The following is a 13,666-nucleotide window of genomic DNA, read 5'->3' on the forward strand; positions in this document are numbered from 1 at the left end:
AACGCCCGGCAGACGCCGGGCGTTTCGCACTGCGTCAAAGCATTTACTGCTTCACAAACTCTTCACCCTGCGCAATGTCTTTTTTCAGCGTCTCCAGCATACCGTTTAGCGCCTGCTGCTCAAACTCACTCAGCGTGCCCAGCGGGCGGCGTTCAGCAATCCCGTTTTTCCCTAACAGCAGCGGCTGAGAGAAGAAGCGCGCATATTCACCGTCGCCTTCGACATAGGCGCATTCAACCACGTTTGCTTCACCCTGCAGCGCACGGATCAGCGACAGACCAAAGCGTGCGGCGGCCTGTCCCATTGAGAGGGTAGCCGACCCGCCACCCGCTTTTGCTTCCACCACTTCGGTGCCGGCGTTCTGAATTCGCCTGGTAAGATCGGCAATCTCCTGCTCGCTGAAACTGACGCCTGGCACCTGCGACAGCAGTGGCAGAATGGTCACGCCGGAGTGGCCCCCCACCACCGGCACGTCGACTTCATCTGGCTGTTTACCTTTGAGCGCAGCGACAAAGGTATTAGCGCGAATGACATCCAGCGTGGAGACGCCAAACAGCCGGTTTTTATCGTAAACGCCGGCTTTTTTCAGCACCTCTGCGGCGATTGCCACCGTGGTATTAACCGGATTCGTGATCACACCAATCAGCGCGGTTGGTGCCGTGCTGGCTACCTGCGCAATCAGGTTGCGGACAATGCCCGCATTAACGTTAAACAGATCGGCGCGATCCATGCCGGGTTTACGCGCTACCCCGGCAGAAATCAGGACCACATCGGCCCCCTTTAAGGCAGGGGTAGCATCTTCACCGCTGAAACCCTCAACGGTTACAGCAGTAGGGATATGGCTGAGATCGACCGCTACGCCAGGCGTAACCGGTGCAATGTCATAGAGAGAGAGGGCGGAACCCGCGGGTAACTGCGTTTTGAGCAGCAGAGCCAGCGCCTGGCCAATACCGCCAGCGGCTCCGAGAACGGCAACTTTCATCCTGAACTCCTTATTAAGATGGGGCAAAGATATGCCAGAAATCCATCAGCTTACGAGTTTAGTCAACATCTCAGGCGATAGCGACATTGCCGCCGCGCACAGGCAGCATGTTACTATCCGCTTCCGATACCGCTCTGTTTCAGAAGCGCCTGAATGATCTTATCGCAGCCAGCAGAGATATACGGCTTTGATCGTCGATCTGGTTGTTACCACGTCAATAGTATAACAACTTTGCAACCTCTGCTTTGCGCGTCAGCGCGCGATTTTGGTGCTTAGCCAGTTTCTGCTAGAATGCCCGGCCCGCGCGGACGTATCGCGAAAGTCGCCGCTGACGCATTGCATAAAAATTCATCTAAATGCATAATAATTTATCAGCTGCAGGCTTGTTGCCTGCTGCGCCTCTCATTCATTGGTAGCTTATGCGTAATCCTTCAAAACAAGACGATCTTATCAAGGCATTTAAGGCCTTGCTTAAAGAAGAAAAATTCAGCTCTCAGGGCGAAATCGTGCAGGCTCTGCAGGAAGATGGCTTTGAGAATATCAATCAGTCAAAAGTTTCACGCATGCTGACAAAGTTTGGCGCGGTGCGCACGCGCAACGCAAAAATGGAGATGGTCTACTGTCTGCCCGCTGAACTGGGTGTGCCTACCGCGACCAGCCCGCTTAAAAATCTGGTACTGGATATCGATTACAACGAGGCGCTGGTGGTGATCCATACCAGCCCGGGTGCCGCGCAGCTGATTGCACGGCTGCTCGATTCACTTGGCAAAGCGGAAGGGATTCTGGGCACTATTGCCGGCGATGACACCATTTTCATTACGCCTGCGCGTGCTTTTACCGTTAAACAGCTTTATGACGCGGTACTGGTGCTGTTTGAACAGGAGCTGTAACGTCTCTCTGCCGGCAGCCTGGCTGCCGGCTCCGTCTGGCGATGCTAGATGCTGCTGTACTCCGCCCCCTCTTTTCTTTATCGCAAAACGTTATCAAACCGGCCTGTATAGGTCCGACCTTTAGGCCTTTCCGATACCTATCCATATTTTATGCTGCATAGAAGCAGTATTTCACCCCTTTAAACTACTTTACTCGCCAGCCTGTAGCGGCATCAACCATAAACTTTCGCACGAAAAGTTAATTTGACGCAGATCACTGTTTTTACGAAAAAAAGCGGCTCTGTGAATAAAAAACACCCGCTTTTAATAACTTAACGTTATAAAAAAGCATCATAAGGATAAAGGATAACAACGAAACATTATTAGCGAAGTATTAATTTCCTGCGTGATTAGATCTATACTTCTTTTCGTGACGCAAATCACACTAACTAAAAAGATAAAAATCACAGACGAGGAAAAGACCATGAACATTAAAGCGACTATCGCCACCCTTAGCATTCTCTCTGCACTGTCATTTGGCGCTTCTGCAGCAGATTCTGTTTCTGCCGATCAGGCAGCTAATCTGCAGGCAGCCGGCACCATCAGCGTCAGCGGCGTAGGCGGCTCACCGATGGATATCCATCAGCAGCTTAATGCTAAAGCCGATGCGCAGGGCGCAAAAGCATATCGTGTTATCGAGGCGTATAAAGACAATACGTATCACGCTACGGCTGAACTCTATAAATAACTGTTAACCGGCGTTATGAACGCCAATGCTCATCGACGACCCGCTTACTCTGGTGTAGCTGCAGGTTGTTGATACGAACGAGGAGATATATCATGAAAATCAAAACAACTCTTGCAACTGCTGGCCTGCTGTCTCTGTTTGCCTTTGGCGCCTCTGCGGCTCAACTGGTCACCAGCGAATCAGCACAACATCTGCAGCCTGTAGGCAGCACCATTTCAATCAGCGGTACCGGCGGTGCACCGATGGATTATCGCGAGCAGCTTTCCCAGAAAGCTGATGCGCAGGGTGCCAGCGCTTACCGCGTTATTGAAGCGCGTACCGGTGACAGCTATCACGTAACAGCTGAACTCTATAAGTAATTCCTCGTCACCCCTGACGAACCCTTTGGCCCCGCTTTGCGGGGCCCTTTTTGGGTTGTATTACTGAGTTGTAAAGCGGAGCTGGCCTTCCAGCTCCTCTTCTGCTTTATCAAACAGCAGGATCAATGCGCTATACCGGCGTTTCTGCCCTCTCCCCAGATTAATGAAGAGGATCTCCAGCGGCAGCGGCAGCTGTTTACCGGTAATCACCCGCCAGAGATCGTCCAGATCGCGAATAGCGGCGTCTGCCAGCATAAAACGCTCGCCAAACTGACTATAGAAATGGGCCTGATCGACTATTTCATCAAAATCGAAACGCTCGGTTCGCATGCCTGTATCCTCCTGCTAAGAGAGACCGCCCAGATGCAGCGCTTTAACTTCCAGATACTCTTCGATACCCAGCACTGAGCCTTCACGCCCCAGCCCTGACTCTTTGATCCCGCCAAACGGTGCCACCTCGGTAGAGACCGCACACTCATTGATCCCGATCATCCCCGCTTCCAGTGCAGCAGAGACGCGGAACACCCGCTGCAGATTCTGCGTATAGAAGTAGGCAGCCAGACCATATTCGGTATCATTTGCCCGCCCGATGACCTCCTCTTCGCTGTTAAAGCGGAAACAGGCTGCGACCGGACCAAATGTCTCCTCCTGCGCCAGCATCATGCTCTCCTGCGCCTCTGCGATCACCGTGGGCTGCCAGAAATTTCCTCCCAGCCCATGCCGTTCGCCACCGGTTACTATCCGGCCCCCTTTGCGCACCGCGTCCTGCACATGCTCTTCAACTTTTTCCAGCGCGGAGGCAGCGATCAGCGGCCCGACAATTACGCCATCGTCCATACCGTTACCGACTTTTAGCTGCTTAACGGCCTCTGCCAGCTGCGTAACAAAGCGATCGTAAATTTGCTCATGAATATAAAAGCGATTCACGCTGACACAGACCTGACCGGCATTACGAAATTTATTGGCAATTGCGCCCTGTACGGCAGCATCAATATCTGCATCTTCAAAGACGATAAAGGGTGCATTGCCGCCCAGCTCCATAGAGACCTTTTTCATTGTCTCAGCCGCATTACGCATCAGCGTTTTACCCACTGCCGTTGAACCGGTAAACGAGATTTTGCGCACTGCGCGCGAGGCCATAATAGCGTCGCTGATCGCCTGCGTATCACCCGCCACGGCGTTGAGCACACCGTCCGGCACGCCAGCCTGCTGTGCCAGCGCGACCAGGGCAAACGCGCTGAGCGGGGTATTATTAGCCGGTTTAATGATGCCGGTGCAGCCCGCGGCCAGCGCCGGTCCGAGCTTGCGGGTCAGCATGGCCATCGGGAAATTCCAGGGAGTAATGGCCGCGACCACGCCCACCGGTTCACGCGTGGCCAGAATACGCGAACCCGGTTTGGCGGGCGGGATAATCTCACCGTTAGCGCGCTTGGCTTCTTCCGCAAACCACTGGATAAAGCTGGCGGCATACTCCACTTCGCCCTCCGCCTCTTTAACCGGCTTGCCCTGCTCGGCGGTCATCAGCTCTGCCAGCCAGCGTTTGTTATCCATGATCAGCTGATACCAGCGCATCAGGATCCCGGCTCGTTCTTTGGCCGTTTTATCCCGCCAGCCGGGAAAAGCGCGCTGCGCGGCAGTAATCGCCTGTTCAGTTTCCGCTTTACCTGCTTTTGCAACGCGGGCAATCACGTCGCCGGTCGCCGGGTTGGTGACGTCAAACGTCGCGGAGGCAGAGTGCCATTGACCCGCAGCGAAGAAGCCGGTTTTGAAGAGTTCATGTTGCTGCAAAGAAGCGGACATCAATATTCTCCTGTCAGTATGCATCCGTCAGGAAAGTATAGATGGCAACGCGCAGCCGATTTGTGTCAGCGTGGCATATGCCTGCCGCCGCACAGAGCGGCGGCGGCAGATTTAAACCTGAATGAGGGTGTTCTGATATTTGTCCAGCATCTGCGTCAGGCGCGCGACCGGTTCAGTGACGCTGTCTGGCGCAGCATAATGCGCCAGCTTTTCCTGATAGATGGCCAGCTCCTGCAACAGCGTTCTGAACGCGTCGCGCCGCTTATCATCGCTGCTGGCCGAAATAACCCGATCGGCGGTGTGTCGCAGCTGCCGGTGATAAGCAGAGAGATCCGCATTGACCGGCACCTCTGCATTACGCAGCCGCTGGTGACCAATGATCAGCGTCAGGGCGATACGGTATTTGTCGATATCGCCCGGAAACAGATTCAGCAGCAGAAAAAGCTGCTGATAAAGCGCCGGCAGATGGTTTTCCCGGCGCCGGGCCTGATTCGTCGTCAGCGCCGCAACGGCGGCATACATCAGGCGATTCAGCAGCTTGCGGCCGGTACGCGCTTTGGATTTATCGCGAATCAGCAAAATGACCATCATGGCGACAAAGCTGCCGATCCACTGTCCCAGCGCATTATCCAGAAACACGTTGAATTCAAACTTCATTGGGTTATCCAGCACCAGCACATTGATGGTGCCGATCAGCGCACCCAGCGTGCCAATCTGCCGCCGCTGCACAAAGATACCGCCGACAAAGCCGAGCAGACCGATGGCGATACAGAGCAGCAGCGCACTCTGCTGCGTTGCAGGCAGGACCCAGGTGAAGTAGAACAACCCGAGCGGCACGGCGAACGCCATACCGTAAAAGAAATCTTTGGCCATCATCAGCGGATTAGGCATGCGCATCGCCAGTGCGGTAATCACCCCCAGCATGACCATGCAGCCGCTGCCGGAGGTCCAGCCGGTATAGAGCCAGAACAGGGCCCCCAGCGCGGTGGCGACAAAGGTGCGAATACCGTTGATCATCGCATGGTGAGTTTCAGCCGATCGGGCCTGAACGATGATCTCCCGCTGCAGGATACTCTCTTCCCGCGCGCTGATACGGCTGTTGCATTTAATCCCTTTGATCAGCAGCAGATATTCAGTTGCCGCCCCGGTCCAGCTGGCCAGCGTAACCGGGACCGTTTTGCTGCTGTCGCTGATAACGCGGCGTAATACCTTCGTGCGCTTATGAACCTCGCCGGCGCTGTTTGCCTCTTTCTCCAGCAACAGCCGAAACTGGGGCGGAATATAGTCGGGTCGGGAGTTCTGAATAAGAAACGTCTCTGCTGCCTGCGTAATCAGCGTCAGCGACAGGGTATTGAGCATCTGCAGCCGGCGGCTGCTGTTCTGCCAGCGCGACGACTCCATCATCAGCTGGCTGCGCATGCCGTTCAGCGCGGTAGTACGACGCACCAGCGCGCTCCAGGCTTTATCCACCTCATCTTTATCTTCGTGCGCAACGCAGAGCTGCAGCAATTTGTAGTGCGCCACCAGCAGCGCATCCACTTCTGCATCAATAACGTTTTTAATTGAACGGGGTGAAAACAGCATGTCTGCCAGAATCGCGCAGAGGATCCCGAGCACAATTTCGCTGCAGCGCTCTACGGCGAACTGGGGGGCCAGCGTCAGCCCGCCGGTCGCGTCAGCGGTGACGACGATAATCAGCGCGGTATAACCTGCCAGGCCAAGCGCGTAGGAGTTTTCGACTTTGATTAGCGAGGAGAGCCAGACGCAGAAGCCGGCCCACATGCAGCAGAGCAGCAACATCACCACCGGCGCACGCACGGTGGTGATCATGATGGTCAGCGCAGCGATACAGCCAATGAAGGTACCGATGATGCGTAATACGCCGCGATAGCGCAGCGCACCGGAGTAAGGATCGCCACCTGCCGCAAAGGCGGTACCGCCAGCCACAATCCCGGCGGTCATGACTGCCCAGCGCGGCGTTTCCAGATGAAAGTGAAAACCAATCATCAGCGCGGCCACCAGCGCAAACGTCAGCTTGACCGGGAAACGCAGAAACTCAATCATCACGCCCCCGCTTAACCAAACTCACGCAGGCGATTGAAGAACTGCGCCAGCGGCGAGACATTGGTCTGCCGGTCCTGCTCACCGGTGATCGTCACGGTCGCGGTGGTGCCTGCCGGGAAACGGTTGCCAGGCTGGGCATCAAGGCGGATACGCACCGGCACGCGCTGCGCCAGACGCACCCACTCCAGATTAGAATCCACCGTTGCCATGCCTTTGTTGTCAATGCTGCTGCTGCTATTGGTCACCCCGGCGGCCACGCTGTCCACCGTGCCGCGTAACACGGTATTACTGCCCAGCGGGGTGACTTCAGCGCGAAAGCCCGGACGCACGCCGCTGAGTTTGGTCTCTTCCATATAAGCCAGGACGTAGAAGGAGTGCTGCTGTACCAGCGCTACCGCTACAGAGCCGCGCGTAATGAATTCACCTTCATACACATTGAGGTTGGTCACCCAGCCATCAGAGGGGGCTTTAATGGTGGTGCGGTCAAGATCGATAACCGCCAGATCGCGGGTGGCGATCGATTTCGCCAGCTGGTGTTCACTGGTCTGCAGATCGCTGTTGGCCTGTTCAATCGCCTCACGCGACATTGCGCTGGTACCGAGCTGATTACGGCGTCCCGCCTCGCGGCGTTTTTCACTGACCAGCGCCTGATAATAGTCCACGTCTGCCTGCGCCTGCGCCAGCGCTTTCTGATAGCGCGGACGATCGACGATAAACAGCGTATCGCCCTTCTTCACCAGCTGGTTGTCATGCACCGGTACGTCGGTGATCAGACCGGTGACATCAGGTGCAATAGCCACCACATCCGCAGAGAATTTAGCATCGCGTGTCCACGGGGATTCGGTATAGAAGACCCAGGCGCGGAAGACAATCACGATGGCGATGATAACCAGCAGGAGCGTAATCGCGTAACGCGCGATTTTTCTTATGAGCGCTTTCACTTAAAACCTCAGATGAATAGACGGGATACAAGATAAAACACACAGCAATAGAGGGCCGTGTTAAACAGTGCCGGATGCCACACCAGATCGTAGATCCCGCTCGGCGTCAGCACACGTTTCACCAGCCAGAACAGCGCCAGCGAAACCAGTAGTTCAATGAAGATGGGCGGAAAAGATAGCCCGAATACGACAAATACCGGAAGCACACTCATTTCGGTTCCTTAGTTCGACCTTGCCGGGGATCGCACCGCTTTTGCCCGCATGCTGTGCCGCACCAGGAGTGGCTAAGCAGGCAGCAGAAAAGTGGCAGTAACACTCAGGCCGCCCTGAGCTAATCATAGCGCATCATCAGCCTGTCAGGTCCATGACGGGGTGCGGTGCATAAACCCAGCGCGCGTATAATAACGTGCCTGACTATATGTTTTCTACAAATCGTGACATAAATCACTTTTTAGCCAGAATAAATAATCGAACGACTTAACGCGATGTCCATTTTGCCAAAATGGCTGAATCGGGCGCATTTATAGCTGACGCAGCCACAAAAAAGGCTGCCCGCAGGCAGCCTTTATAGTGACAGAGGTTTAGTCCCTCAGGCGGTGCCGCCTACGGTGATTTTGTCCAGCTTCAGCGTCGGCTGACCCACGCCAACCGGAACGCTCTGTCCCTCTTTACCGCATACGCCAACGCCTTTATCCAGCGCCAGATCGTTACCGACCATTGAGATCTGCTGCATCGCCTCAATACCGGAGCCAATCAGCGTAGCGCCTTTAACCGGCCGGGTGACTTTGCCCTTCTCAATCAGATACGCTTCTGAAGTAGAGAACACAAATTTGCCCGAGGTAATATCGACCTGACCACCGCCAAAGTTAGGCGCATAGAGGCCATATTCCACGCTTTCGATGATCTCCTGCGGCGTGGACTTGCCAGCCAGCATGTAGGTGTTGGTCATGCGCGGCATAGGCAGATGCGCATACGATTCGCGCCGGCCATTACCGGTGGGCGGCACCCCCATCAGGCGTGCATTAAGCTTGTCCTGGATGTAGCCTTTCAGCACGCCATTTTCGATCAGCATGTTGTACTGGCCCGGCACACCCTCATCATCCACTGCCAGCGAGCCGCGCAGTCCTTCCAGCGTGCCATCATCCACCACGGTACAGAGCTCAGAGGCAACCAGCTGCCCCATCTTGCCGCTGAATACCGACGTTTCACGGCGGTTGAAGTCGCCTTCAAGCCCATGTCCTACCGCTTCGTGCAGCAGTACACCCGGCCAGCCGGCACCCAGTACCACCGGCAGCGCGCCTGCAGGGGCTGCAACCGCGGAGAGGTTAACCAGCGCCATGCGTACCGCTTCACGCGCCCAGGCATCAGCGCGGACGTCACCGCTCTCATCGGCAAGGAAAAATTCATAACCGGTACGCGCGCCGCCGCCGCTTGAGCCGCGCTCGCGCTTGCCCTGATCTTCCACCTGCACGCTGATTGACAGACGCACCAGTGGACGAATATCCGCCGCCAGCGTCCCATCCGTTGCCGCCACCAGCACCTGTTCGTAAACGCCGCTCAGGCTGGCATTGACCTCCTGCACGCGCGGATCGGCCGCACGCGCTACGCGGTCCACGCGATGCAGCAGGGCGATTTTGTCTTCACGCGTCAGGCTGTCGAGCGGATTAACCGGCGCATAGAGCGAGCGATGCATGACCGCCTGCAGCGTATGTGCGGTGCCGTTGCCCTGCTCGCGTACAATGCTGCGCGCCGCTTCCGAAGACTGACGCAGCGCGTTCAGGGTGATCTGGTCTGCATAGGCGAAGCCGGTTTTTTCACCGCTTACGGCACGTACGCCAACGCCCTGATCGATATGGTAGGAACCATCTTTAATAATTTTATCTTCCAGCACCCAGGACTCATGGAAGCTGGACTGAAAATAGAGATCGGCATAATCCAGACGACGTTCTGAAAGCTGCCCTAACAGGGAATGAAGGTCCTGCTGTTTAATGCTGTTCGCAGTCAGTAACTGCTCACTTACCAGATTCAGAGTCATCGTTTCTCACTCATTATGTGCTCAGATAGTCATAGCCTGCGGCAATTCCCCGACGGCGTCAAATTCACTTGCTGCCGGCGTCGCGCGCTTTGCGCAACACTTCACTGATTTCTGGTTTATCCAGCGGGCCACTGATGTGATAGCGCAGCAGAGATATCTTGTTCCACAGCGGTCCCAGCACCTTGCTGGCGGCAAAAACGGCGGCACCAACCACCGGATTGATCACAAATGCCGTTGCCACACCGACTGAGGCGGAGATCTCCGGCGCCACAACCGCTTCCATATCAATTTGCCGCTGTACCAGATCGATCCGGCCCTGCATCGCGATATCCGCCTCCAGCCCATCGACCAGCAGGTTATCAGTGCGCATGACACCGTTTTCTATCCAGGCAGTGCCGTTGATTGAATCAAAATAGAAGCCATCGCTGAAGGTATCGCTGAAATCCAGACGCAGCTTGCGCAGCAGCGCATCAAAGCTCACCAGCCGCAGCAGCTGGCCCGCCCGTCCGGTATTCACATCTGCAATCTGTCCTTTGCCGAAATGTGTTTTCAGCGTGCCGCTCAGCGACGCTTCAGCAGGCTGCCACGGCGCAGCGCGCCAGTGCAGATCATAATCCACGTTAAACGGCGCATCGCGCAGCGGCGTATTCATACCAAACCAGTTAGTGGCATCGTTGATGTTGCTGCCGCTCAGGCGACCCTTCAGCGAGGTGCGCGGATTGCCCGGTGAGTTAACCCATTCGCCATTGACGCTGAGCCGGGCGTTGCCGCTATCCACAATACCGTTAGTGAGTGCTAACGTCTCTCCGTGTGGCGTCAGCGTTGCAGCCATTCGTCCGAACTTTTGTCCGCGCAGCCAGCACTCATCGCAGTTAAGCTGCAGCGCGGGCCACTGACTGAAATCGATGCCGCTGTCGCCGCTGAAAGGTGAGGACGCCTGCGTGCTGCCGGTCTGTTTCCATTGCGGATTATAATAAAGGTAGTTCAGATTGATGCGCCACGGTGCACGCTGCGCTGTGGTCAGCGTGCCGCGCGCTTCACGACTCTCCAGCTTCAGCTGCGCATCACCGCCCGGGCCCTGCAGCAGAGTGGCGCTGAGATCGTGCCACTGCTGCCCGCCCAGCGTCAGGACTGGTGTATGCAGCGTGATATCTCCCGGCAGTCCGACGCCGCCCACCTGGGTGGCACCCTGTCCGCTGCCGCCTGCGCCTGCGCCTGCCAGCACACCAAGCCAGGCTTCCCCATCCAGCGGCGGCAGGTTTAATACCATCCCGCGCTGCGCCGGCAGTGCAGGGGTGGTCGTGATGTCGTTCTGCCAGATGCCGCGTTCGACGCGCAGCTGCGGCTCCAGCAGCCAGCGGCTGTTAAAATGGTGCGTTTCACCCACGCTGCCGCTGAGCATAAAGCCATTCAGATCGCCTTTAGCCCTGACCGTTACCGGCAGCGCTTCACCGGCAGACTTTGTCAGCGGTGCGGGTAAGTGACTGCTTACTGCTTTGCCATCGCCGTTCAGATCGACGCTGTAGGTGGCGCCCCCGCTATGGGGCAGCGTGATATCTACCTTGCCCTGCCAGGCGAGTGAACCACTGAGCTGGCGTGCCACCGCTTCCGGCATCACGCTGAGATGCGCGGGCTGCCAGTCGCCCAGCAGCCGGACGTTAACGCCAAAGTCCTGCGGATTCTCCTGCGTGCTGAAAGTGACCCCCAGCGGCTGACCAAACCAGTTCGCCTGCATCTCTTCGCTTTCAAGATTGCCGTTGTTATAGCGAAAACGTCCTGTCAGCTGCGTCAGCGTGCTTTTCAGCGGCTTAATATGCAGCGTGTTGTTATTCATCACCACGTTGCCGCTGGCGTGTACCTGCTCGCCATCCAGCGGGATCTCAAGATTGAGCGTGCTTTTTACCTTGCCGCCAACCTGCAGCTGCTGCAGCGCGGCACCGAGCGATGATTTCAGCGGCGTCTCATCAAAGTAGGCGCCGATATCCGCCCCCTGCCCGCTCAAATCGCCGGCGATAAGTAATTTCTCTTTGAGATAATCCGGAATGACGGCTGTGACATTGCGCGCCTCAACCTTACCCAGACGCGCGTTGTCAGCGCGCATCCACAGGCCGTCATTCACAAAATCGAGATCGATATCCAGATTCTGCAGAGCCGGCCAGCCAGGCTGAAAGCGGAACGCAGCATTGCGCAGCGGCACCTGAACTTCAAACATGCCGTCGTTGTGCTTAAACGGGAACAGGCGCGGATCGCCGGCAAACAGCAGCGTGGCATTGTCCGTTTCACCGCCTTTTATCGCTTCGCTAAGGTAGTGCGTCAGGTTATGTCCCATCAGCGGTTCCGGCAGATAACGCCACGCATCGCCCGCGTCGGTGACGCGAATGCCGGCCAGAATATCGAGCCGGGGTGCCGTGTCACTGTTTTGCTGATAGCGGAAGTCGCCGCGCGCCCACAGCGAACGCGCCTGCACATCCAGCTGATGCCCTGCCAGCGTCAGACCATGACGGTCACGCAGCCAGCTCAGCTGGCCACTCAGCTGATGAATATCCAGCGGCGCCTGGAACATATCCCCGTAGGGCACTTCAGCCTGCCCCATGCTGAGGTCCACCTGGCCATGGCTGACGCTGCCGCTGGCGCGCCCGCTGAGATTGCTGATGCCGGGCAGCAGCTTCCAGTTATGCCACGCCAGGTCGCGCCAGGTCGCCTGCAGCCGCGTCTGTTCCGGCTGCGCCAGGGGAATATCCAGCGCCAGCGTGTCGATATAACCGCGCGGCTGCAGCGCACGCCACGTATCCAGTAGCGTCGGTGAGAGCGGACCAATCAGCGGAACCAGCGGCGCAAACCGCTGCAGATCAAGACGGGTAGCGCGTACCCGGATCTCCGCTGCCGCGTGATCCTGAGGTTGCCACAGCAGCGCAATCCGGCCGGGTGCCCAGGCAACGCCATCCGTGCTGAGCCGGGTTTGCGGTATGTTCAGACTCCAGCCGTTGCGGAAGCGCGCCAGATGCGCGGTCAGTCCGTCAATCTGCAGCTGGTGATCATGCTGTTCACCGCGCCAGTGTGCCCCGCCCTGTTTAATCAGTATGTCACCCGCATAGAGTTCGCCATCACGCAGGCTGGCCCATGCCGCCAGGCTGATACGCGCGCTCTCCAGGCTGGTGTTATCACGCAGCCAGCGGCCAATCCAGGGACGCACATCCACATCGTCTGCCTGCATCCAGATGTGACCGTCGTTCAGCAGGCCACGAGTATCATTTAAATCCAGCCTGACCTGCACAACGCCATGCTGACCGGTAAAGCTGCTAAGGCTGACTTCGCCTTCAGCGCGATGCCGGTTTGCTTCATTCAGCCAGGTGAGACGCGGTATCGCCAGTTCGGCATGCTGGCCTGAAGGCGTCAGAAAGCGGATAGTGCTGTCGCGTAAATCGAAGTGATCGAACTGGCGCAGGAACAGGTCGTTGATTTGAGCAGGCTTGATGCTGGTGGTATCGCCGTCGCGGGTAAACAGCGGGCGCTCCGTCGCCAGACGCAGCTGCCAGAAAGTTAAATCGCGGAACTGCCAGCGCCAGTGCAGCAGCGACTGCCAGACATCCAGCGCCAGGCTGACGCGGCCAATGTGCAGTTCGCCCTCCTGCTGCATATCGATACGCAGATCGCGTACCTGCAGCGTCGGGCCGAAATTCTGCCACGACCCCTGAAGTTCGCTGGCTTCTGCAGTGACACCGCTGATGCGTGAAACCGTCTGCAGTATGTCGCTGCGATAACTGTTGAGATGCGGCATCACCAGACGCAGCCCGCTCACCAGCAGCGCCACAATGACAATCACTGTGGCGCTCAGCAGTAACAAAATCCCTGGCAACCGCCTCACACA

General features: G+C 56.9%; 11 protein-coding genes. 3 read left to right on the forward strand and 8 right to left on the reverse strand.

Annotated features, from left to right (window positions below):
* Nucleotides 1-43 precede the first annotated feature (43 nt).
* Nucleotides 44-982, reverse strand: a complete 939-nt coding sequence (gene mdh / locus B3041_RS16720) for a malate dehydrogenase (protein WP_065648080.1) — start codon at nt 980-982, stop codon at nt 44-46.
* Nucleotides 983-1,401: 419 nt separating this feature from the next.
* Between mdh and argR the strand changes: the two genes are divergently transcribed.
* The 3 genes from argR (at nt 1,402) to yhcN (B3041_RS16735) (ending at nt 2,958) form a co-directional block, all read left to right on the forward strand.
* Nucleotides 1,402-1,872, forward strand: coding sequence for a transcriptional regulator ArgR (argR, locus tag B3041_RS16725; RefSeq protein ID WP_039380667.1), 471 nt, complete (start codon nt 1,402-1,404; stop codon nt 1,870-1,872).
* A gap of 463 nt (nt 1,873-2,335) precedes the next feature.
* Entirely contained in the window at nt 2,336-2,599 is a 264-nt protein-coding gene (yhcN, locus tag B3041_RS16730) for a peroxide/acid stress response protein YhcN (protein ID WP_065648078.1), read from the forward strand.
* Between the two features lie 92 nt (nt 2,600-2,691).
* On the forward strand, nt 2,692-2,958 hold the full coding sequence (yhcN, locus tag B3041_RS16735; RefSeq protein ID WP_065648077.1) for a peroxide/acid stress response protein YhcN: 267 nt from the start codon (nt 2,692-2,694) through the stop codon (nt 2,956-2,958).
* Nucleotides 2,959-3,018: 60 nt separating this feature from the next.
* On the opposite strand, the gene B3041_RS16740 is transcribed toward yhcN (B3041_RS16735), so the two are convergent.
* From B3041_RS16740 to yhdP, 7 genes are all read right to left on the reverse strand, one after another.
* Nucleotides 3,019-3,288: a barstar family protein gene (locus tag B3041_RS16740; protein WP_065648076.1), complete on the reverse strand. Its 270-nt coding sequence runs from the start codon at nt 3,286-3,288 to the stop codon at nt 3,019-3,021.
* A 15-nt stretch (nt 3,289-3,303) separates the two neighbouring features.
* Complete coding sequence (locus tag B3041_RS16745; protein WP_292977369.1) at nt 3,304-4,758, reverse strand: NAD-dependent succinate-semialdehyde dehydrogenase; 1,455 nt, start codon at nt 4,756-4,758, stop codon at nt 3,304-3,306.
* Between the two features lie 111 nt (nt 4,759-4,869).
* Entirely contained in the window at nt 4,870-6,822 is a 1,953-nt protein-coding gene (gene aaeB, locus B3041_RS16750) for a p-hydroxybenzoic acid efflux pump subunit AaeB (protein WP_292977371.1), read from the reverse strand.
* 11 nt (nt 6,823-6,833) lie between these two features.
* Nucleotides 6,834-7,763, reverse strand: coding sequence for a p-hydroxybenzoic acid efflux pump subunit AaeA (gene aaeA / locus B3041_RS16755; protein WP_065648073.1), 930 nt, complete (start codon nt 7,761-7,763; stop codon nt 6,834-6,836).
* Between the two features lie 8 nt (nt 7,764-7,771).
* On the reverse strand, nt 7,772-7,975 hold the full coding sequence (gene aaeX, locus B3041_RS16760) for a p-hydroxybenzoic acid efflux pump operon protein AaeX (protein WP_065648072.1): 204 nt from the start codon (nt 7,973-7,975) through the stop codon (nt 7,772-7,774).
* A gap of 377 nt (nt 7,976-8,352) precedes the next feature.
* The gene (tldD, locus tag B3041_RS16765; protein ID WP_065648071.1) at nt 8,353-9,798 is read right to left on the reverse strand and encodes a metalloprotease TldD; all 1,446 of its coding nucleotides are present in this window, start codon (nt 9,796-9,798) and stop codon (nt 8,353-8,355) included.
* Between the two features lie 64 nt (nt 9,799-9,862).
* Complete coding sequence (gene yhdP / locus B3041_RS16770; RefSeq protein ID WP_292977375.1) at nt 9,863-13,663, reverse strand: AsmA2 domain-containing protein YhdP; 3,801 nt, start codon at nt 13,661-13,663, stop codon at nt 9,863-9,865.
* Nucleotides 13,664-13,666 lie beyond the last annotated feature (3 nt).

The organism is Pantoea sp. UBA4549 (assembly GCF_002387285.1).
In the GTDB taxonomy this organism is placed as follows: Bacteria; Pseudomonadota; Gammaproteobacteria; order Enterobacterales; family Enterobacteriaceae; genus Pantoea; species Pantoea borealis.